The following is a 20,528-nucleotide window of genomic DNA, read 5'->3' as shown; positions in this document are numbered from 1 at the left end:
GGCCCCCGGGGCGTGGCGGACGAGTGCCAGAGAATCCTGCGGGCCGTCCAGGCCGGCGTCGATGCCGAGGGCCTGATCGACTGGAGCATGGCCAGCGTCGATTCCACTACCTGCCACGCCCACCAGCACACAGCGGGCACCTCCACCTGTGCCCCAAAGATCCCGGGCCGACGCAGGAGCCCGCCACGTCACCGCTCCGATGAGGCTCCGGGACGCTCGCGAGGCGAGCTCACAAGCAAGATCCACCTCGCCGGAGAAGGTGGGCGCCGCCCGCTCGGGTTGGTCATCACGCCCGGCCTAATCAGCAGCCCCTGAGGGAGGGCGTCAACGCCGGGACGGGCGGGGTGTGCGGTCCGTCATGGTGGATTCCTCACCTGTCGTCGACGGCGGGAAGCGAGTCGTCGGAGGAAGAGCGCGGAAGGAGTGGCTGCCCGGGCCGCCGCTGCCTGGAGAATGCGCGGCGGCCGGGTGCCGGTGCCCCGGAACCGGTGGCCGGGGGGCCGGGGACGGCGGTCCGTGGTCGGTCCCCCCCCCGGGGGGCGGTGTCCCCGGGGCGAGGGATCATCCTGCTGCCAGCGCGGCGTTGATCGCGTCGGCCATCGGGGTGCTGGAGGCCGGGTTCTGGCCGGTGAAGAGATTGCCCTCCTGAACGGTGAACGCCTGGTAGGCGTCACCCTGCTCGTGCCGGGCGCCCATCTCGCGCAGACGGCTCGCCAGCAGCCACGGAGCGTTGTCCGCGGTGCCGAACAGTTGCTCCTCCTCGTCGGTGAACGCGGTCATCCGCCGACCGGTGAAGATCCACTTGCCCTGCTCGTCCACGGCGGACAGCAACGCGGCCGGACCGTGGCAGACCGCACCGACGATCTTCCCGGCGCGGTCGGTCTCGACCAGCAGCCGGCCCAGGTCCGAGTCCTGAAAGAGGTCGACCACGGGGCCGTGCCCGCCCGGCAGCACCACGGCGTCGTAGTCGGCAGCCGAGACCTCGTCCAGCTTCAGCAGCGGCCCGAAGTCGCTGAGCGCCTGCTGGGCGTGGGCCACGTACCGGGCGCAGTCCTCACCGGCGAGCGTCGGGTCGGCGCTGTGCTGGTCCAGTGGCTGGAGCACGCCTCCGGGGGAGGCGAAGTCGACGGTGTGGCCAGCGCTCACGAACGCCTCGTGCGGCGCGGCCAGTTCCTCGGCCCAGTAGCCCGTGGGGTACTGCGAGCCGTCGGTGCGCTCCCACACGGCGGCGGCGGACATGACGATCAGAATGCGGCTCATGACTTCTCTCTCAACTTCTCGAACCTGTGCGGCTTGTGGCGATCGGCCGGTCATCTGCGGGACAGGCCACCGGATCGGGCTGATCCGGCGCCGCATCCACTGTCCCCCTGCCCCGGCCGCCTCGAGGCGGTCATCACTGACCCTGAGCTGCATAGGTGCGCCCCGCCTAGGACTGACAGTCCTTGTCGAGACGGCCATGACCGCGGCGAACCGGACCACACTGGCCGCCATCTCGAACCGCGAACTCGCCGATTTCCTGTAACGGGCCCGTGCGCCGTGCGACCCGGCGCGCGCGGACCTATCGTCGGGCACCCACGTGCGTCGCGTGCCCGGTCTGCGGTGCGAAGAGGTGGCACGACCGGCCGGCGTCTCCGCCGTCAACTACGCCCGCCTCGAACACGGAGGCCGTCATCCCCTCCTCGTGATGGCCTTGTGGGTGCGTGCGGACCGCGCCCCGGCCATGTGGTGGGCCGTGGGCCGTGACCAAGCGTCGCAAGCCTGCTCGACATGGCCCCGCTTGATGTACATCTAGGCTTCCGCCACAGGTCCAGGGCGACGATACGGGCGAAGGCGTCCGGCCTCACCGCGGCGGCCGGTCCGTACTCCACTGCGGCTGCCTCATGGTCGCCGAGCGCCTCGAAGACCTTCACCGCCCGCGATTGCACCGAGCCGATCGGGGCTCCGGCACCAGCGCCCGCAACGGCACCTCGTCCCCACGGGCTTCGCCCTCGGCGAGCAGTGTGCGCGCCGGCGTCGGCCCCGGACGGTGGCGGTTCCGGGACGCGGGTGCCCGTCAAGGCCTTCAGGGCGGTGGTGGTGGCATCGGATCGAATCCTTACAACGCACCGGCGGACGCGACCCCTGCCACGTCGTGATCACCGCGTCTCCGGAGGGCGCGACACCCCGAACCTCCTGCGCCCCGCCCAGGCGGACAGCTGACGGCAGGGCCCTCTTTCAGTCCTCAGGTGCCGCTTCGGTCGAGGCGGCGTGGAGGATCTGCCGGATGCCGAACCGGAAGCGCGCTTCGAAGTCCACGGACATGAACTCGTCCAGCGCCGAGTCCAGTCCGGGAAGGTGGCGTTCGGCCACGCGGGTGCGCAGGCGGTTGCGGCTGTCGGCGGGTTCCGTCTGCTCCTCCTGGACGAGTCCCAGGGTGAAGTAGAAGAGGTTCCAGGCCGTCCACGCGGCCGTCCTGCGGGTGGGGCAGCCGCGTAGCAGGGCGGTGAGCAGGCGGTCGGTGAAGGCGAGGGTCTGCGGTTCCGCGGGGAAGGTGCCCGAGACCAGCAGCGCGCCGTCCCGGTGGCGGAGCATCGCCTCGCGCAGTCGTTCGATCAGCTCGGCGGCCTCGTCGTGCCAGTGCTCGGGCAGGTCCTCCAAGTCGACCTCGCCGAGGACAGCCTCGGCCATGGTGTCCAGGAGTCGGTCCTTGGTGCGGATGTGCCACATGACGGTGTTCATGCTGACCCCGAGTTCTGCCGCGATGGCGCGGGTGGAGAGCTTGGCGACACCGCCTCGGTCCAGTACGTCGAACGCCGCACCGACGACGTGGTCGAGGGTGATCCCGACCTTGGTGGGGGCGGCAGCTTGTTTCTTGGTCACTGATCGAGTATATCTGGCACCGGCAATCTACTTGGTCAGTGATAGAGAGGTGTGGCATGGAGGAAAACGTCGTCATCATCGGGGGCGGACCGACGGGCATGTGGCTCGCCTGCGAACTGCGGCTGGCCGGCGTCCCCGCGGTGGTCCTGGAGCAGGATCCGGAGATTGATCCGAACTCCCGGGCGCTGACGGTCCACGCCCGCACGATCGAGACCTTCGCGCTCCGCGGCGCGCATCAGGAATTGTTGGCGGAGGGCGGCCGGATCCCCAGCGGCCACTTCGCGGTCCTCGACGACCGCCTCGACTTCGCGGCACTGGACACCGACTTCCCGTACACGCTCACGGTTCCGCAGGCCCGCACCACGGAACTGCTTCAGTGCCGGGCCGTCACCCTGGGCGCGGACGTCCGTCGCGGGCACCGGGTGACCGGCTGCGTGGACACCGGCGACACGGTGACCGTGTCGGTCGACGGTCCTGACGGTGCCTACGAGCTCGATGCCGCGTACGCGGTCGGGTGCGACGGCACACGCAGCACGGTGCGCCAGTGCGCGGAGATCGAGTTCGACGGGACCCGGTTCACGGCCCTCGGGGTGCTGGGCGATGTGGTGCTCGGCGATCCGCCGCCGGGCCCGGTCGCGAGCAGGTGGACGGTGCGGGGCACGTTCATGCTCGTACCGTTGTCCGGGGGCCGGCACCGGATCGTGGTGCATTCGCCCGAGGACCTTCGTGAAGACTGGCCGGGCGAACTGACCCTGGAGGAGTTGCGGGAGCGGGTCCGGCGCATCGCCGGCACCGACTACGGGATGCACAGCCCCTCCTGGCTCTCCCGCTACAGCAACACCAGCCGCGTGGCCCGGGACTACCGCAAGGGCCGCGTCCTGCTGGCGGGGGACGCGGCCCATCAGCACATGCCGATGGGCGGGGTGGGGCTGAACGTGGGTGTACAGGACGCGATGAATCTCGGCTGGAAGCTGGCGGCGACCGTGCTCGGCCGGGCAACCAACGCGCTGTTGGACACCTACCACCACGAGAGGCACCCGGTGGGGGAGGACACGATCGAGCACACCCAGGCGCAGACCGCGATCATGTCCGGCTTCTCACCGCAGGGAGCCGCGCTGCGGTCCTTGATGGGAAAGCTGATCGCGGAGCGGCCGCAGCTCAACGACGCCCTGGCGCAGCGTCTGTCCGGGTTGGCGGTGGCGTACACGCTGCCCGGTCAGCGCCATTTGCTCGCGGGCTGCCGGGCGCCGAACCTGAGGCTGTCGGACACGGAGCACCTGTTCGACCTCCTTCGGGACGGCCGCCCCCTGCTCATCGATTTCGGGCGCGTCGACGGCTTCGACGCCGACGGTCTCCTTCCCGACCGCGCGACCGCCCTACTCAACTGGTACCGCTGCCCGCGGTCGGCCGAACAGTCCCGTGCGGCATGGGTCGGCGTCAGCGCCGCCCTGATCAGGCCGGACGGGTACGTGGCATGGGCCTCGGACGAGAGCGACGCGGCCGCTCTGCTGGCCGGGGCCGCGAACGCCGTCGCCGCCCTCCACGATCCGCTGCCCGCACATGTGCAGCTCGAAGGGGACCACGCATGATCCACCGCATCGAACCGGACGGTGTCTTCGGCCTTCCGGACCTGGTCAGTCAGATATCCGTGCCGGCCGGCCAGAAGCTGGCGTTCCTCAGCGGCCAGGTGGCCTGGGACGAGCAGGGCCGCGTCGTCGGGGAAGGAGATCATGCGGCGCAGGCCACGCAGGTGGCCCGCCGTGTCGACCGTCTGCTTGATGCCCTCGGCGCGCAGCGGCAGGACATCGTCAAGGAGACGATCTACGTCGTGGACTACGAGCCGCATCTGATCCCGCACATCCTGGGCGCTCTGCACGGTTCGCCGCCGCCCTCGTCGACTCTGGTGGGTGTGGCGAAGCTGTTCGCCCCGGAGTTCCTGATCGAGGTCGAGTGCGTGGTCGCCCTGCCTGACAGAAAGCCCGACGGGAAGCAGGCACGCGCGCGATGAGCAACACCGAACAGACCACTGAACCGCCCCCCGTCCGCCCCTTCCGCGCGCTGCTCGCGCTCACGCTCACGGTCTCGGCGGTGCTGCTGGGCAGCACCATCCTCAACGTGGCGTTGCCCACGATGCAGAGCGAACTCGGTGCAAGCAATACCGAACAGCAATGGTTCCTGAACGCCTACACCCTCACCTTCGCCGGTTTCCTGCCCGTGGCGGGAAGTGCCGGTGACAGGTTCGGCCTGAAGCGCCTCCTGGCCTGGGGAACAGCCGCCTTCGCCGTGACGACGGCAGTGGCCGGATTCCTAGATTCGGCCCTGGGCATCATCATTCTCCGCGCGCTCATGGGCGTGGCCGCGGCCACCATCATGCCCGCCACCCTCGCGGTGATCCTGCGGATCTTCCGGCCCGAGCGACGGGCCCGGGCCATCGCCTCGTGGGCGGCCGCCTCAGGCCTGTCCATCTCGCTCGGCCCGCTCCTCGGCGGCGCGCTGCTGAGCGCGGGCATGTGGTGGGGCTCCGTCCTCGAACTCGTCGCACTGTTCGCCCTCCTCGGCCTCGCCGCGACCTGGGCATGGATTCCGAAGACGCCGACGAGCGGCGTCGGACAGCTGCGCATGATGCCCGTCGCCGCGTCCTTGGCGGGTATCGGCCTGCTCGTGTTCGGAGTGGTGCACGCCACCGACGACGGCTGGGCCTACCTGGGAACCTGGCTGCCCGCGGCCGTCGGCCTGGCCGTGCTGGCCGTACTCGCCCTGGCCGAGGTGCGCCACCGTGAGCCGCTCCTGGACGTCCGCCTCTTCAAGCACGCCTCGTTCACCACCGCCGCGGTGGCCCTGACGCTCGGCTCCTTCGTCGTCTTCGGCTACCTGTACTTCACGACCTTCTACCTCCAACAGGTGCGCGGATTCACGCCGTTGCAGACAGGGCTGCTCTTCATTCCGCTGTCGGCGGGCCTGGTGGTCGGGGCCCCGCTCTCACAGCGGGCGACGCGACGGTTCGGCGCCCGGACGACGATCGCTGTCGGCACCGCGCTCATGGGCGTGGCGTTCGCCGGCGTGGCCGGGCTTGGCGCCCACACCAGCCCCGCGTGGTTCGTCGTGGACGCGTTCACCCTGCAACTCGGCTTCGCGCTCGTCCTGGCGCCCGGCACGACCCTGGCCTCGTCCTCCGTGCCCATGGACCGAGCGGGGGCGGGATCAGCGCTGCTCAATACCCTTCGCCAGCTGGGCAGCGCGCTCGGGGTGGCGGTCCTCGGATCGATCCTGTGGTCCCGGTACGCGGGCATGATGACCGACCGGCTCGCCGACAGCCCGGCGGGCGTCCGCCGGACCGCGGCGGAGTCGCTCGCCTCGGCCCTCGCCACGGGCGATGCCGCGGCGACGAACGCCGCCGCGCCGACGTTCCTCAGCGCCATGCACACGACGACGCTCGTCGCCGCCGGAGTGTGCGGGATCGCCGTGCTCGTCACGCTGTTCATGCGCCCGTCCCCCCGGACCGGAACGGTTCGCCCACTGACCTCCGTACGGGAACGGGTCCGCGCCGGGCGCGGTGCGTGACACCTCTTATGGGGCATGGCCGAAGGGCCTCTCACAGCCCTCGCACGCGGTCAGCGGTGCGAGGGCAAGGGCAAGGGCGAGGGCGGGGGAGAGGGGGCTGGCGGACCGACTGCAAGGAACTCGCCGACAGCTCGTCGCTCGGCTGAGTGTCAGGCTGCGTGGGGGCCGGGGGCGGCGCTGCCTTCGTACTGGTTGATGTTGGAGACGAGTTCGGTGAGGTCGGGGTCGCTGTCGTAACGGCGCTGGTGGAGGGCGGCGATGGCCTTGCCGATCTCGGGGTCGAGGTCGTCAGTGATGTCGAAGGAAACGAACTTGTCGACCAAGGGCAGCCCGATCTCGTCGGTGCGACGGTGGGCGTCGTGGATGAGGTACTCCCAGTAGCCCTCCAGGTCCGCTATCTGAAAGGTGGCACCCCACTCATACGCGCCGCCGTGGTCGCGGCCGACGAGGAATGACTGTACGGAGGGGATGACCTCGCCCTGGTAGCGCAGGCTGGCAAGGGCGTTTTCGAGCTGTTGCGGCGTCGTGCCGGGCTTGAAAGTGAAGCGGACGCAGTGGCGAATCATCAGAGTGTTCCCTTCTCGGTGCTTCTTTTTCGTCATCGAGGTGGTTGGTGTGCGCACAAACTCGGGGGGTTGGGCCAGACCAGGCCAGCCGAAAGGAGCCCCGCCGGGGACGCTGAGCTGCCTGAGGGCCATCACCAGCGAGCCCGCTCGGACCTGAGTCGCTTGATCTCTGAGCGGGTCTGCTTTCGGTACCGCGTACGCGGACCATCCGCAGGCTTCAGCTCTCTGCCAGAGTGGCGAGGAAACCCCGGTACCACTCCAGGGTCTGACTCAGGGTGGTCTCGATCGGGGTGGGCGCGACACCGAACTTCTGCTGGAAGGCGGTGGAGCCATGATCTGCGGCTCGGCGCCGACCAGCCAGCCATGATCGAGCCCGGCCAGTGTTGACACCGCTCGTGATCAATACAGCTAGGGTCTCTTGTCGTCGGTCTTTTCGAGTTCGTGGGAGATGGCTGCTTCGTCCTGTCCCCGCACGGTCTCTTCCAGACTGTGGTCGTCCCGCTGTGCGAACCGCTCGCCCTTGGCGAAGTCGTCCTCGCTCAGCACCTGACCGCACCACTCCCCTCGCCCCGCCACATGGTCGTCGAACGGCACAGCCGCGCCCTCTCCAAGGACGACCCACTGGTCGGCATCCCAGCGCAGGGCAAGGACATACCTGTGACCGCTCTCCAGCCGGGGAGCAGCGGGAGCCGTGCCCTTGACCCGTTTGCCGCTCCGGTACACCGACCAGCCGGGAGCGGTCATCTCGAACGCGCTCCCCAGCTCACGCCGAGGGGCGCGAGCGGACCACAGCACCTTCTCCTTCGAGAGCGTCACCGTCCGCTCGACCGTGTACCGCACCGGCCCCTTGCCCAAGTCCCGCCTGTTGATGGCCCGCTCGGCGGTCGGCACCGCCACCACCACATGGTCAGCGCCCGCCTTCCAGTCCGCCGCGGTATGGGACGGGTAACGGTCATCGGCCGCACCGCAGCCCACCACGGTACGGAGCCCCTCCTTGCCGATCAGCACACCCGCGGTAATACCGACAGCGGCGAGAATCGCGACGCCCGGCCTTCCCGACAGCGGCATACGGCACGTGAACTTCAACTCAGAACACCTGTTCTCGAACAAGGATGGACAATTCAGTTCGCACAGGCGTTGACGATTTTCTGCGGAAGTCTTCTGCTGGGTGCACGCACGGACGCCTCCGCGCAGGCCGTGCCGAGCGGAGCGGCCGGTCGGACACCAGACGTTCTTGTCATCTGCTCCGCCGCCGACGAGCAGCAACACCGCGAGAGCGCTGCTAACCCCTACCGAGCACGCCCTTTGACAACATGATCACGGCAGGACCGCGACCGGCGGGCGAAGCCAGTACCCCCATCGGAACCGGCGCCCGCCCTTCCGATGTACAGACCGATGCCCGGTGGGCTTGAAGCCGTGCAGTCCCGACCACGATCACGGGTCTCATCGGGTAGTGCCCCTTGCTGTGCACACCGGTCCGTCCGGCGCACTCTCAGCGAACCATTCGGTCCACGGATGTGGAAGTTCCGATCCGGCATGGGCACTTATGCCTGTCGGGTATGGGTCTGATAGCGCGGGCCCGCGCGTTCGACACCGCGGAACTCCCGCAGAGCCCGTATCGGTCCCCACCACATGACCGTCGTCACCATGCTGCCCTCGTGCAACATCGGCCACAGACATCCGGTGCCTTCGGACCGGCCTTCGCGGTGGCGAGACGGCTCCACTGTGGGGTACGAGGCGCTCTCACGCCCCGGTGCCAGCGAAACCATCATGTCCGTCTGCACTGCCGAACCCCGGGCCACGTGGCGCGCATCGAGCGGCTGCGGGCCGCCAAGAAGACTGCCGCGCGGTCATCGAGCGGGCGCTGGGACGACAGCGACAGCACTCCCATTCGGCCCCACTCCGCACGGAGATGATCGAGCAGGGGCGGCCGGGCACCGTTGGGCGGCCCGGGGCGCTTCCAGCGTGTCAGGCCTGCTCCACGACGGTCCTCATCAGCCGGTTTCGAAGGCGGTGCCCGCCGCGGCCCCACCGACGACAGTCGCCCGGTCAGGGGCGGCATTGCGGACTGCCGCCGCCGGGCCTGTCGATAGTGACGCGCTGTGGCGGGCCATCACCACGTCCGACACCTCCAGCGCGAGCCGGACGAACCGTGCGACGGCCCGGGAGGTGCTGGACTCGTGCCAGACCAACTGCAAGGTGCTGGGCGAGAGGTCCCGTACGCGCACCATCTTGATGCCCCATGGGTGGGTGTCCGCCGGCAGCACGGACCTGGGGACGAACGCGATCGCCTGCCCGAAACCGACCGTCGACAGAATCTCCAGGGAGTCGCGTATCGCGGGCCCTTCTCGCCACGGACGGTCGCACAGGTCGACGCCGGCCCCATAAGCGCGCTCCTGCTCACTGGCCACCGGTCCCATCACCACCGTCTCCCCGGCCAGTTCGTCGAGGTTCACCTCGGCGCGGTGGGCGAGCGGGTGGTCCGCGGGCAGGAGCGCGACACGGGGTTCTGTCAGCCATGACTCGCTCGCCAGCTCCCATGCGCCGTACGGCACCCGGATCAGAGCCAGTTCGCACGCTCCCGAGCGGACCGCTGCGGGCTGCGCCAGCGGTTCGGTGAACACCAGGTCCACTCTCTGGCCGGGCAGGCGGGCCGCGCACTCCTCGACGAGGCGGCCCGCCAGCCCTCCGTCACAGCCGCGTACCGCCAACCGAAGGGGTGGGGTGGCGTCCTGGGCCGCGCGCTGGACCTCGCGGAGCGCGCTCGCGACACGCTCGTCGAGGCCGGAGACCTCCGTCATCAGCACCCGTCCGACATCGGTCAGTTCGACGGAGCGTGGCCCGCGGACGAAGAGTTCCGCGCCCACCATGTGCTCCAGTGTCCGTATGGCGCGGGACAGGGCCGGTTGCGTCATGGCCAGTTGCCGGGCGGCGCGGGTGAAGTTGCGCTCATGCGCCACGGCGAGGAAGTACCTGATCTGCCGAAGGTCCATGTCTGTCACTCACACAGCCTAAATTGCTGTGCTACCCAGCCATATCGGCCGCGCGGATCGGCGGTGCCGCATGCTCGGACCCATGCCCGGCGGGCATGGGCGCCCGTGCCGGATCGGAACTTCACTACCGGCGGACCGGATGGTTCGCTGACTGCGCGCCGGACGCACCGGCGTGTACAGCAAGGGGCACAACCAATGAAATCTGTGATCGTGGTCGGGACGGCGAAGCTTCGGGCCGACCGGGCGGACGAGGCCCGAAAGCTCATCACTTCGGTGGTGGAACGCTCCCGCCGGGAACCGGGCTGCTTGTCCCACGAGGCCCACGAGGCCGTTGGCGATCCGCTGACTCTGATCCTCATCGAGAAGTGGGCCTCACAGCAGGACCTGGACAGCCACAATCAGGAGCCCTGGCTCGCCAAGTCCCTGGGCCGGCTGGTCGAACTGCTCACCGGCGCACCCGAGATCCAGGTGTTCACCCCGCTCGGTGACGGTATCGCCGACCAGGACACCCCGCGCTGACGGTCTCCTGACGCCGGGGCGTGGACCTGACGGTGCGGGCCCTGGACGTCACGGACCACGACGGGCGCGTGCGTGCCTGAACGACGTGACGATCGAGTTCGGGGATATCGACATCCTCGTCAGCAAGGCCGACAGCGCGACCCGCGGCCCACTTGAGCAACTGAGCGGCGCCGCTCTGCAGAGACAGCCCGACGTCAACTTCCTCGGCATCGCCGCGCTCACCCGGCCGCCGGCGCCGAACCAGTCGGCATCAACGCCGACTGGGCCGTGAGCAGAACCTCACTCCAGGCAGACCTGGCAAGGCAACTGCCGGACCAGCACCAGCCCGATCCCACGAGAGGTGCCGGTGCTGAACCAGGTGGCGGGAGTGTGTTCGCACTTCGTAAGTGCTGGACGGGAAGCCGGACCAGGGCTGCTGTTCCAGCGCTGCCTCAAGCGTGAACCGCCGCGGAGCGCCCTTCGGGGCCACGCCCTGTGCGTCCTAGGTCGCTGCTGACCAGGACTGACAGACCCAGTTTGGGCGGCCATCAGCGCTTTTCGTGCCACAGACTTGTTCCTATGGCTTCCGTCAACCGTGAAATCGCCGATTTCCTCAAGCGTTCCCGCGCCCAGTGCGACCCCGAGCAGACGGGGCTGCCACCGGACGGACGGGTCCGGCGCGTGCCGGGACTTCGGCGAGAGGAAGTCGCCCTCCTGGCGGGAGTCTCCGCCGATTACTACGCCCGTCTTGAGCAGGGCCGCCCCATCAATCCGTCCCCTGCCGTCGTCGAAGCCATCGGTCACGCCCTGAGACTGGACGAGGCAAGCCTTGCTCACCTCAAGAATCTCGTCGGCATCACCGCCACCCGCCCCCCAGCGCGTACGCCCAGCGTCCAGCGCCTGCGCCCCGGGCTCCACCGGCTCCTCGACTCCCTGGACAGCGCCGTTCCCGCCCTCATCCTGGGACGTCGGTCCTCCGTTCTGGGGGCGAACCGGATGGCCAGAGCCCTGTTCGCGGATTTCGACACCATGCCGGCCACCGAACGTAACTACACCCGCTGGCTCTTCCTCGACCAGGACGCGCGCGACCTGTTCGTCGACTGGGAAGTGCAGGCCCGCGCCGCGGTGGAGAACCTGCGCCTGGACGCGGTCCACGCGTCGGAGCGGCAGGCCACACAGGCGCTCGTCGCCGAGCTGCGGGAACTGAGCGACGACTTCGACCACTGGTGGCGACAGCACCGCGTGCACCAGCGCACGCACGGTTCCAAGCGGCTGAGGCACCCCTTGGTCGGCGAACTCACCGTGGAATACGAAACTCTCGCACTTCCCGGAGACACCGAGACCACCCTGTTCCTCTACACCGCCGAACCCGAGTCGGCGTCCGCCCAGGCGCTGAGCCTGCTGGCGTCGTGGACCTTGGCGGAACCGTCGACCTCCCCCGACCGGCCGCGCCACTGATCCGAGGGGTGCCACCTGTGTGCTGCCCTTGGCATCGCTGCCGCCCTCCCGGAACCGACCTGCGAGGAAAGTCATCAATGCCTGTGCGAACTGAATTGTCCATCCTTGGAGAAGGTGCTGTGGTCCGCTCGCGCCCCTCGGCGTGAGCTGGGGAGCGCGTTCGAGATGACCGCTCCCGGCTGGTCGGTGTACCGGAGCGGCAAACGGGTCAAGGGCACGGCTCCCGCTGCTCCCCGGCTGGAGAGCGGTCACAGGTATGTCCTTGCCCTGCGCTGGGATGCCGACCAGATCCGCGCGTTACGAGTCGTCGGCACCCGCGGCACGGCTTCAGGGCTGAGGGTGAAGCTGCTCGATGCGGTCGCGTTTGGTGTACATGTCCCAGTACTGCTCGGCGAGATCATCGGGGTCGACGACCGGAAACTCCGGGGCCGACTTCGCAGTACCCGCGCTGCTCTGCGCGCTTCCGTTCTGGACGACGAGGGCGCTCAACTCGCTGCGCGCGATGCCGGCGCCGACCGACAGGGTTCCTGCGTAGATGCCGGTGTCGGCGAGCTCGCCGTGGAGGGCGTAGAGGTAGTTGCGGGCGGCGGCGCCGAGGGGGGCCATGCCACTGAGTCCCGCAGTGGGATGGACCGCTGTGACACCGGTGGTCAGGAGGAAGGCGCCGTCTCCTCGATCGGTCCACTCCGGCAGAGCCGCGCGCACGACCTCCACGGGTGTCAGCAGGAATGTCGGCAGGCCCTTCTCCAGAAGGGCGGCGTCCGTCTGCGCGGCTGGGGCGAGGCTCAGGTCGGTGCTGACCGGTCCGTACTCGATCACGTCGATACGACCGAAGCGCTCGCGGATGCGCGCCATCAGCGTCGGCACGTCGGCGGGCCGGGACAGATCCGCGGTGAACCCGGCGGCCTCGATACTGTCCACGGCCAGCTGCTCGACGAGGGCGTCCAGGCGTTCCCGGCGGCGCGCCACCAGGGCGACACGGAAGCCCTCGCGGCCGAAGCGGCGGGCGACGGAGACACCGAGGCCGGTCCCGGCCCCGAGGACGGCGATGACTTTGGACATGAGGGACGCTCCTTGCTCCGGCTGTCCGAGAACTTGACAGTAGGGTCAACTTTCGTTTCGAAGGTAACATGTAGCTTGACCCCTGGGTCAAGTTAAATGGACGGGCAGACTGGTCCGCGACGGCGACAAGGAAAGCCGGGCCGGAGCCGGGAGGGAATCAGCGCATGCGAGCCGACGCACAACGGAACGCGGAGAAGCTGCGCGCAGCCGCCGCCGAGCTCTTTCGGGAGCGCGGACTGCAGGTGCCGCTCAAGGAGATCGCCCGGCGGGCAGGGGTGAGTCATGGCACGCTCTACAACCTCTTCGGCACGCGTGAGGCGCTCATCGACGAGGTGGTGACCGAACGTGCCACGAGCCGTTTGGACGAGGTCGCCCAGCAGGCCCTGTCCGTGGAGGACCCCTGGGACGGCTTCGCGCACTACGTCGAGAAGCTCTGCGAACTCCAGGCCACCGATCCCGCCGTCGCCGACGTGGTCAGCGGCCGCTACCCGGGGGCCGAACGCCTCATGACGGCCTGCGCCCGGAGCATGGACGCCGCGCAACGGATCGTCGGACGGGCCCATGAAGCCGGCGCTCTGCGCCCCGACTTCACCAACGCGGACCTCGTGTTCGCTTTCGCCGCCAACGCCCTGCTGGCCCGCGCGACCGCGGACACTGCCCCCACTGCCTGGCGCCGCCAGGTCGCCTACCTCCTGGACGGCCTGCGCACCGAAGCCGCCCGCACCGCTGTGCCCGCCGGCCGACTGACCCGCCAGCAAGTCCACGACGCCCTCACAAGCCTCGGCGAGAAGGCTTAGCACGGTCGAGGATGAGTACATGGCCGGGTACGTCGTGCCCGACGACAAGGGGGATCTCATGACAGTGGCGTGGAGGCACTGACCGAGATGGCCGACGCCGTCGCAGCCATCGACGACGACCACTCATCTCCGCAACCAGGCGGCGGACGCGGATCTCGGGGATGTCGACGATGGCGCTCTGCCCGCTGGCGCCCTCGCCACCGTCGACTGCTTCGTCCAAGGTCTGGACGCTCGCAGCGGTCGGCCCGGCTGGCCCACCCCTGATCCACCGCGGCGTGGCGGGGCTTGGTGGCGGGACACACACTGGCATTCCTAGACAGAACGGAATGCGATTTCCTCTCCTCGTCGCCGCAACGTGGAACCAGGTGAGCATGAGCAGCCGCGCTCAAGACGACACGCGAGTTCCCGAGACACCACTCAGACGCACGCTGACCACGCCGGTCCTCTACTTCTTCATCCTGGGGGACGTGCTGGGTGCCGGCGTGTACGTGCTGGTGGGACAGGTGGCAGCGGAATCCGGGGGCGCGGTGTGGCTCCCTTTGATTGTGGCCCTCGGCCTGGCCCTGCTGACGGCCTCCTCTTACGCGGAACTTGCCACGAAGTACCCACGGGCCGGCGGCGCCTCGCACTACACCACTTTGGCCTATGGCCCGTTCACCGGGTTCTTCGCCGGGTTTTGCATGCTGGCCGCAGGTGTCGTGTCCGTGGCCGGGCTGGCCCGCGGGTTCGGCGGTGACTACCTGAGTGTCTTCGTCACTCTCCCTGTGTCACTGGTAGCCGTTCTGTTCCTCGGCGCCCTGGCCCTGCTCAACGCTCGGGGCATCAGCGAATCGACCCGGGCCAATGTGGCCGCGACCGTCGTCGAGGTCGGTGGCCTGGTGTTGGTGATCGGCCTGGGTGCATGGGTGGTCCTGCGCGGTGATGGGGATGTGGGCCGCCTGACTCAGCTCGGCACAGCCCAGCACTCACCGGCCCACGCCGTGCTGAGCGGATCGGTCCTGGCCTTCTACTCCTTCGTCGGCTTTGAGACGTCGGTCAATGTGGCCGAGGAAACCCGCGATCCGCGGCGGTCGTACCCGCGTGCCCTGTTCGGTGCGCTTGCCACGGCCGGTGTGGTCTACGCGCTGGTCGGTGCCGCGGCGAGTTCCGCGGTACGGACGAGCTCGCTGGCACAGTCCAGCGGACCACTGCTTACCGTCGTCGAGGTCGCGGACGGCGTACCGACACGACTCTTCAGCGTGATCGCCCTGATCGCCGTCGCCAACGGCGCGCTGCTGACCGGCATCATGTCTTCCCGGTTGGCCTATGGCATGGCCCGCGACGGGCTGCTGCCAGAGTTTCTGACGAAAGTACTGCCCGGTCGGCGTACTCCCTGGGTTGCCATCGTCATGACCACCTCGTTCTCGCTGCTGCTCGCGATGACGGGTGACGTGTCCGCGCTCGCCTCGACGCTCGTTCTGCTGCTCCTCGTCGTGTTCTTCCTGGTCAACACGGCCGTTCTACGACTGCGGACCGACACCGTGCCGCATGACCATTTCAGGACCCCGACGGCGGTTGCCCTGTCCGGCGCCGCATCGTGCGTGCTGCTCGCCACGCAGTTTGAGCGCCAGGTATGGGTGCGGAGTCTGGCCGTGCTGGCTGTCGGCGCACTGCTCGCGGGGGTCGCGGCCCGTCGACGACCACGCGAATAGCGCGAAGGCTGCTGTTCGTATCCGAGACCGGCTCAGCCTTCCTTACACCGGCGTCGTCGTTCTCGACAGGTGGTATCCGCCGAACAGCGGTACGGTCGTACGGAAGATTTCCACCCGCCCACGCAGTGCTAATTCCGGCCGGCCTCTTTTCCGGAGAGCCGATTTCGGCGGAATGGAGTGCGGTGATGGAACCGTTTCGCATCAAAGCCGTGGAGCCCATCCCTTTACGTACCGTGGAAGAGCGGCAGAACATTCTGGCCGAGGCCGACTACAACGTTTTCCGCGTGCATTCCACCGACGTCACCATCGACCTGCTGACCGACTCGGGGACGACCGCGATGTCGTCCAAGCAATGGGCGGCCCTGTTTCTGGGAGATGAGTCCTACGCATGGGCCTCCTCCTTCGAGCGGTTCGAGCGGACCGTGCGGGAACTGACCGGATTCCCGGAGGTCATTCCCGTCCACCAGGGACGCGCGGCCGAGAAGCTGCTCTTCACCATCCTGCTGCGCCCCGGACAGACCACCGTCGCCAACGGCCACTTCGACTCCACCCGCGCCAACATCGAGCAGCTGGACTGCCGCGCGGTGGACCTGCCGTGCCCCGAGGCCGCCGATATCGTCAGCGAGGCACCTTTCAAGGGAAACATCGACCTCGACCGGCTACGGGAGCTGCTGGACGAACCGGACGACGAGCAGGTCGCCCTCGTGATCCTGACGGTGACCAACAACGGCGGTGGCGGCCAGCCCGTGTCTCTGGAGAACCTGCGGTCCGCGCGGGAGATCTGCCGGCAGCACAAAGTACCCCTGCTGCTGGACGCGTCCAGGTTCGCCGAGAACGCTCACCTGATCATCACGCGTGAACCCGGCCAGCAGGACCGCACGCCGCGTGAGGTGGCCCGCGCCATGTTCGACCTCGCGGACGGCTGTTGGGCCTCGCTGAAGAAGGACGGCATGTCCAATACCGGCGGTCTCATCGCTCTGCGGGACGCGGAGACGGCGGCGCGCTGCCGTGAGTCGCTGACCATCTCCGAAGGGTTCCCGACCTACGGAGGACTCGCGGGACGAGACCTGGAGATCCTGGTCCAGGGGTTGCACGAGGTCACCGACCCTGCCTACCTGGCGCACCGGGCCGACACCGCGGCGTGGTTCACCGACGCTCTGGCCGAGGCGGGCCTTCCCACGCTGCGTCCGGCCGGCTGCCATGCCGTCTACGCCGATGCAGGACAGCTGCTGCCGCACATCCCTCCCGAGAACTTCCCCGGCCAGGCGCTGGTCTGCGAGCTGTACCGCCAAGCCGGGGTGCGCACGGTGGAGTTCGGCACGCTGACGCTCGGCCAGGACGGCGGGCAGGCCCCGAACGAGCTGGTGCGGCTGGCGCTGCCGCGCCGCGTCTACACCCGCTCGCACCTGGAGTACGTGGTGGACGCGGTGAAGGACGTCGTCGGACGGGCCGGGGAACTGACCGGCTTCACCATCACCGGTCCGCAGCCGCCGATGCGGCACTTCACCGTCAAGCTCACCCCGCTGAAGGAAGACAGGAGCCCTCCGTGAACAGCCTGATCACACTCGTCAACCCGAACAAGGTCCACCCGCCGATCACCCCGTATGCGCTGGACGTCCTTACCACACAGCTGGAGCAGCACGGCTATACCGCGGAAGTCGTGGATCTGTGCTTCGCACGGGACGCCTGGCCGCAGATCCTCGAGGAGTACTTCACCTCCCGCCCGCCGCCGCTGCTGGTGGGAATCTCGGTACGCAACACCGACACCCTCTACGCGCAGCAGCAGCGCGTCTTCCTCCCCGAGCACCGGCAGATCGTGCGGAAGATCCGCTCACTGACTCCGGCACCCATGGTGGGCGGCGGGGTGGGGTTCTCCACGATGCCGTTCGCGTGCATGGACTATTTCGGGCTGGACTTCGGGGTCAAGGGCCCGGGCGAACGCATCCTGGTGGACCTCGCCGACCGGTTGTCCCACGGCGGCGACCCGGCCTCGGTTCCGGGCCTGCTCATCAACCAGGGCGACGGTCTGGTGACCCGCGTTCCCACTCTCGATCCCGACACCGCCCTGGGAGGACTGGGCGAAGTCGGCGCCGGACAGTCGCGCGCCTGGCAGGTCGACACCGACTCCTCCTACACACGGCGATCCGGCGACCGGTCGAAGGTCGACAACCTCGGCTACTACGAACGCGGTGGGCTGGGAAACATCCTCACCAAGAGTGGCTGCCCCTATGCGTGCGCGCACTGCGTGGAACCCGACGCCAAGGGCACGGCGTTCGCGAAACGCTCCGTACACGCCGTGGTCGACGAACTGACCGAACTGGTGGATCAGGGAGTGTGCGACGTCCACACCGCCGACTCCGAGTTCAACCTCGCCATCGCGAACACCAAGGCCGTGCTGCGCGAGATCGGCCGCCGCAAGGACACCACCCCCGACTCCCCGCTGCACCGACTGCGCCTGTGGATCTACGCGCAGCCCAAACCCTTCGACGACGAGTTCGCCGAGCTGCTGGCAACGGCCGGATGTGCCGGGGTGAACGTGGCACCCGACCACGTGCGCGACGACATGCTGGACGGCTGGAAAGTCACCGGCAAGGGGACCCGCTACTACACCTGGTCCGACACCGAACGCCTGGTGAAGCTCTGCAACAAGTACGATATGGCCAGCATGGTGGAGGTCCTGGCGGGAATGCCGGGAGAGACCTGGCCGACCCTTCGCGAGGCCATCGACCGCACCCTGGCACTGGACGCGACCGTGTCCGGGTTCAGCCTGGGACTGCGCTGCTTCCCCTACCAACCGCTGGGCCAGTGGCTGGCCCAGCAGAGCGAAGGCGTACGGCACGTACCCGGGACGCAGTCCGACAGCGCCACCGAACCCATCGTGCTGCGCACCGCCGACCAGTGCCGCACCCCCGTGGAGTACGAGCGGCAGTTCATGTTCCAGTCCGACGGCACCGTACGCCCGGTGTGTTACTTCTCCACCGGCCTTCCCGAAGATCCCGCCACCATGGCCGACCCGGCCGGCCGCTGGCTGCACACCGTCGACCTGATGTGGGAGCACATCGCCCCCGCCGACTATCCGCGCGTCATGCTGCCGACCGCTCCCGGCAGCTCCAAGGACGACAACAACTACGCCGACAACCCCTTCCTCACCGCCCTCACCGCCCTGGGGTACCGCGGCGCGTTCTGGGCGAAATGGAGGGAACGCGACACCATCCTCGCCGAAGCCGAACAACAGGGGATCACCTGAGGACTCCGGCCGCGCGGGCCCGGTTGCGGCTGCGCACTGCACGGCAACTGGTGCCAGACAGCGTGCTCAGGCACAGTGGCTGGGCCGCCGCGGTGATCGAGTCCTTATCGCTCCCCGGCGACCCCTCCGAGCTGCCCCTGCGTCTCGTATACGCCGACACGTTGAGTGACACCCCCAGCGGACGCGCTGGAGGAGTGGAGCGTGGAGCTCCTCCACCGACCGCTCGCTCACCCGCGAGTCCCTGGCGATCGCCGTGTTCCTCTCGGCGCGCGCGAACCGCTCGCCGGCCTCGAACCGGATCCGTTCCCTGAACTGCTGTCGCTCCGCGGTCAGCCCGCCGCCCTGCGCGTACCGGCCGTCAACGAGGAGGTGGACCCGGCTGCCGTCCCCAATCCGGCCCGGGTCGCCCGGCTCCTTCTGATGCGCGCGGAACTCGCCTCCGGGCTGGCCAAGCGGCTCGCGATCTCCCAGGACAATGGACCTGGTGCTCGGCGCGGGCGACGGCACGTGCCTGTACGTGCCGAGGGTGGCGGCTCGAAGGGGAGGGCACCCACAGGGGGCCGAGCTGCTCGCGCAGAGCCGCCCCTACCATCTCCGGCACGCCGGGATCTCGTTCTGGCTGTACTCCGGTGTGGACCCTGCCGAATGTGGTGAACTGCCGTTCAGCGGCTCCGCGTCCTGTCGGCACCTCGAACTCCGGCCAGCACTCTCCGGGGCGGGACCAGCTCGTTTCCGATCGCTCCGGCGGCGCTGTAGGGGGAGGCCGGAACTCCTGCGCAAGGGGGGCGGCTCTCACCAGTGAAGCCAGCGGCCCTCGGTTCGCGCTTCATGTCGAGGACACTGTGGGTGCTTACCGGTTGTCTGTCTCGTCCTCCCAAGGGCGCCAGCGGCCGGTGTTGTCGACGGTGCCGAGTTGCTGGTCGGCGAAGTGCACGCCGAAGCCGAAGACGTCGCTCTGGGCCAGGAATTCAACGAGTCGGCGACGTGAGTGCTCGGCCTGGGCGCTGTCGTGGTCGAGGACGACTTCCCAGTCGGGATGCTGGATCTGGACGGGTGAGTGCATGGCGTCGCCGAAGGCAACGATCCGGCGGCCGTCAGCGGTGTCGAGGATGTAGGCCGTGTGCCCCGTGGTGTGTCCGGGCAGCGCCCAGGCGCGTACTCCCTCGGCGATCTCCGTTCCGTCGGCGACAGCTGTGGTCCGTTCGCTCTGTCCGGCGAGCCGTGGGCCGGAAGCGGGGTTGAGTCCTTGCAGTTCTCCCTCCCCTACGACCCAGCGCGCGTTGGGGAACAGGCTGCGCGGGTCGTCGACGGCGTCCGGCCGGGCCCATCCCGTGTGGTCGTCGTGCAGGTGACTGAAGGCGACCGTTTCCAGCGTGGCCGGGTCGACGCCCAGGCGTTCCAGGTGACCGGGGAGGCTCTGCACGTGGTCGAAGTCATGCTGGAAATGTTCGGGGTCCTCGCCCGAGATGCGACCGTGGCCGGCGTCCAGGAGCAGGCGCTTCCCGCGACGTTCGACGAGCAGTGCGCCGCACCCCATGGCCAGGTGGCCCGCGTCCGTCATGTGGGCACCGTGGGCCGTCCAGTTCTCGTCGGCGGAGGCGGGGTAGACCCGGGTGGGGATCATGTGGACGCCGGCGTCGGGGACGTAGGTGAGGCTGAGGTCGCCCAGGGTTCGCGTCCACAGACCGGGCAGGCGGCCCCCGGAATCGTCGGTGGTGCCGTGCTGCGGATGGGCGGTGGTGGACTGCTCGCTGGTGGTCATGGTGGGTCCCTTTCCTTGTTCGTGTGTGCGGGGG

At 68.9% G+C, this 20,528-nt stretch carries 17 protein-coding genes and 1 pseudogene; 11 read left to right on the top strand and 7 right to left on the bottom strand.

Features of this window, described 5'->3' with window-relative positions:
• Positions 1–27: 27 nt before the first annotated feature.
• A pseudogene (locus NOO62_RS03735) lies at positions 28–297 on the top strand (IS5/IS1182 family transposase); the annotation flags it as partial.
• A gap of 264 nt (positions 298–561) precedes the next feature.
• Here the strand turns inward: NOO62_RS03735 and NOO62_RS03730 are convergent.
• The gene (locus tag NOO62_RS03730; protein ID WP_268769450.1) at positions 562–1,260 is read right to left on the bottom strand and encodes a type 1 glutamine amidotransferase domain-containing protein; all 699 of its coding nucleotides are present in this window, start codon (positions 1,258–1,260) and stop codon (positions 562–564) included.
• A gap of 954 nt (positions 1,261–2,214) precedes the next feature.
• Positions 2,215–2,859: a TetR/AcrR family transcriptional regulator C-terminal domain-containing protein gene (locus NOO62_RS03725; protein ID WP_268769449.1), complete on the bottom strand. Its 645-nt coding sequence runs from the start codon at positions 2,857–2,859 to the stop codon at positions 2,215–2,217.
• Positions 2,860–2,915: 56 nt separating this feature from the next.
• On the opposite strand from NOO62_RS03725, the gene NOO62_RS03720 reads away from it, so the two are divergent.
• From NOO62_RS03720 to NOO62_RS03710, 3 genes are read left to right on the top strand one after another with little or no spacing between them, the layout of a single operon-like run.
• Positions 2,916–4,448, top strand: a complete 1,533-nt coding sequence (locus NOO62_RS03720) for an FAD-dependent monooxygenase (RefSeq protein WP_268769448.1) — start codon at positions 2,916–2,918, stop codon at positions 4,446–4,448.
• Positions 4,445–4,867 carry a RidA family protein gene (locus NOO62_RS03715; protein WP_268769447.1) on the top strand — a complete coding sequence of 141 codons (423 nt, stop codon included), beginning with the start codon at positions 4,445–4,447 and terminating at the stop codon, positions 4,865–4,867. Before NOO62_RS03720 ends, NOO62_RS03715 begins: the two co-directional genes overlap by 4 nt.
• A complete protein-coding gene (locus NOO62_RS03710; RefSeq protein ID WP_268769446.1) occupies positions 4,864–6,420 on the top strand; it encodes an MFS transporter in 1,557 nt (518 codons plus the stop codon). The genes NOO62_RS03715 and NOO62_RS03710 overlap by 4 nt, the downstream gene beginning before the upstream one ends.
• Before the next feature lie 149 nt (positions 6,421–6,569).
• On the opposite strand, the gene NOO62_RS03705 is transcribed toward NOO62_RS03710, so the two are convergent.
• From NOO62_RS03705 to NOO62_RS03695, 3 genes are all read right to left on the bottom strand, one after another.
• Complete coding sequence (locus NOO62_RS03705; protein WP_268769445.1) at positions 6,570–6,986, bottom strand: Dabb family protein; 417 nt, start codon at positions 6,984–6,986, stop codon at positions 6,570–6,572.
• Between the two features lie 408 nt (positions 6,987–7,394).
• Positions 7,395–8,255, bottom strand: a complete 861-nt coding sequence (locus NOO62_RS03700) for a hypothetical protein (protein ID WP_268769444.1) — start codon at positions 8,253–8,255, stop codon at positions 7,395–7,397.
• Positions 8,256–8,980: 725 nt separating this feature from the next.
• Positions 8,981–9,979, bottom strand: a complete 999-nt coding sequence (locus NOO62_RS03695) for a LysR family transcriptional regulator (protein ID WP_268775457.1) — start codon at positions 9,977–9,979, stop codon at positions 8,981–8,983.
• 195 nt (positions 9,980–10,174) lie between these two features.
• Between NOO62_RS03695 and NOO62_RS03690 the strand changes: the two genes are divergently transcribed.
• From NOO62_RS03690 to NOO62_RS03680, 3 genes are all read left to right on the top strand, one after another.
• Complete coding sequence (locus NOO62_RS03690; protein ID WP_268769443.1) at positions 10,175–10,498, top strand: putative quinol monooxygenase; 324 nt, start codon at positions 10,175–10,177, stop codon at positions 10,496–10,498.
• A gap of 85 nt (positions 10,499–10,583) precedes the next feature.
• Positions 10,584–10,769 carry a hypothetical protein gene (locus NOO62_RS03685; protein ID WP_268769442.1) on the top strand — a complete coding sequence of 62 codons (186 nt, stop codon included), beginning with the start codon at positions 10,584–10,586 and terminating at the stop codon, positions 10,767–10,769.
• Between the two features lie 287 nt (positions 10,770–11,056).
• On the top strand, positions 11,057–11,935 hold the full coding sequence (locus NOO62_RS03680; protein ID WP_268769441.1) for a helix-turn-helix transcriptional regulator: 879 nt from the start codon (positions 11,057–11,059) through the stop codon (positions 11,933–11,935).
• Positions 11,936–12,262: 327 nt separating this feature from the next.
• On the opposite strand, the gene NOO62_RS03675 is transcribed toward NOO62_RS03680, so the two are convergent.
• Positions 12,263–12,997: an SDR family NAD(P)-dependent oxidoreductase gene (locus tag NOO62_RS03675; protein ID WP_268769440.1), complete on the bottom strand. Its 735-nt coding sequence runs from the start codon at positions 12,995–12,997 to the stop codon at positions 12,263–12,265.
• Positions 12,998–13,161: 164 nt separating this feature from the next.
• Here NOO62_RS03675 and NOO62_RS03670 point away from each other — a divergent pair, with 164 nt between their 5' ends.
• The 4 genes from NOO62_RS03670 (at position 13,162) to tsrT (ending at position 18,732) form a co-directional block, all read left to right on the top strand.
• Positions 13,162–13,794, top strand: coding sequence for a TetR/AcrR family transcriptional regulator (locus NOO62_RS03670; protein ID WP_268769439.1), 633 nt, complete (start codon positions 13,162–13,164; stop codon positions 13,792–13,794).
• Positions 13,795–14,165: 371 nt separating this feature from the next.
• Positions 14,166–15,485: an APC family permease gene (locus tag NOO62_RS03665; protein WP_268769438.1), complete on the top strand. Its 1,320-nt coding sequence runs from the start codon at positions 14,166–14,168 to the stop codon at positions 15,483–15,485.
• Positions 15,486–15,670: 185 nt separating this feature from the next.
• The gene (locus NOO62_RS03660) at positions 15,671–17,035 is read left to right on the top strand and encodes a tryptophanase (protein ID WP_268769437.1); all 1,365 of its coding nucleotides are present in this window, start codon (positions 15,671–15,673) and stop codon (positions 17,033–17,035) included.
• A complete protein-coding gene (tsrT, locus tag NOO62_RS03655; RefSeq protein ID WP_268769436.1) occupies positions 17,032–18,732 on the top strand; it encodes a tryptophan 2-C-methyltransferase in 1,701 nt (566 codons plus the stop codon). Before NOO62_RS03660 ends, tsrT begins: the two co-directional genes overlap by 4 nt.
• Before the next feature lie 850 nt (positions 18,733–19,582).
• Here the strand turns inward: tsrT and NOO62_RS03650 are convergent.
• Positions 19,583–20,494, bottom strand: coding sequence for an MBL fold metallo-hydrolase (locus tag NOO62_RS03650; protein ID WP_268769435.1), 912 nt, complete (start codon positions 20,492–20,494; stop codon positions 19,583–19,585).
• Between the last annotated feature and the right edge of the window lie 34 nt (positions 20,495–20,528).

This window comes from Streptomyces sp. Je 1-369, assembly GCF_026810505.1.
Lineage (GTDB): Bacteria > Actinomycetota > Actinomycetes > Streptomycetales > Streptomycetaceae > Streptomyces.
The sequence above is the reverse complement of the archived record's forward strand: the minus strand, read 5'-3'. Positions and strand labels throughout refer to the sequence as shown.

Coding starts and splice junctions, on each gene's coding strand:
- NOO62_RS03730 (WP_268769450.1), bottom strand. CDS start 1,260: ATGAGCCGCATTCTGATCGTCATGTCCGCCGCCGCCGTGTGGGAGCGC.
- NOO62_RS03720 (WP_268769448.1), top strand. CDS start 2,916: ATGGAGGAAAACGTCGTCATCATCGGGGGCGGACCGACGGGCATGTGG.
- NOO62_RS03715 (WP_268769447.1), top strand. CDS start 4,445: ATGATCCACCGCATCGAACCGGACGGTGTCTTCGGCCTTCCGGACCTG.
- NOO62_RS03710 (WP_268769446.1), top strand. CDS start 4,864: ATGAGCAACACCGAACAGACCACTGAACCGCCCCCCGTCCGCCCCTTC.
- NOO62_RS03705 (WP_268769445.1), bottom strand. CDS start 6,986: ATGATTCGCCACTGCGTCCGCTTCACTTTCAAGCCCGGCACGACGCCG.
- NOO62_RS03695 (WP_268775457.1), bottom strand. CDS start 9,979: ATGGACCTTCGGCAGATCAGGTACTTCCTCGCCGTGGCGCATGAGCGC.
- NOO62_RS03690 (WP_268769443.1), top strand. CDS start 10,175: ATGAAATCTGTGATCGTGGTCGGGACGGCGAAGCTTCGGGCCGACCGG.
- NOO62_RS03680 (WP_268769441.1), top strand. CDS start 11,057: ATGGCTTCCGTCAACCGTGAAATCGCCGATTTCCTCAAGCGTTCCCGC.
- NOO62_RS03675 (WP_268769440.1), bottom strand. CDS start 12,997: ATGTCCAAAGTCATCGCCGTCCTCGGGGCCGGGACCGGCCTCGGTGTC.
- NOO62_RS03670 (WP_268769439.1), top strand. CDS start 13,162: ATGCGAGCCGACGCACAACGGAACGCGGAGAAGCTGCGCGCAGCCGCC.
- NOO62_RS03665 (WP_268769438.1), top strand. CDS start 14,166: ATGAGCAGCCGCGCTCAAGACGACACGCGAGTTCCCGAGACACCACTC.
- NOO62_RS03660 (WP_268769437.1), top strand. CDS start 15,671: ATGGAACCGTTTCGCATCAAAGCCGTGGAGCCCATCCCTTTACGTACC.
- NOO62_RS03650 (WP_268769435.1), bottom strand. CDS start 20,494: ATGACCACCAGCGAGCAGTCCACCACCGCCCATCCGCAGCACGGCACC.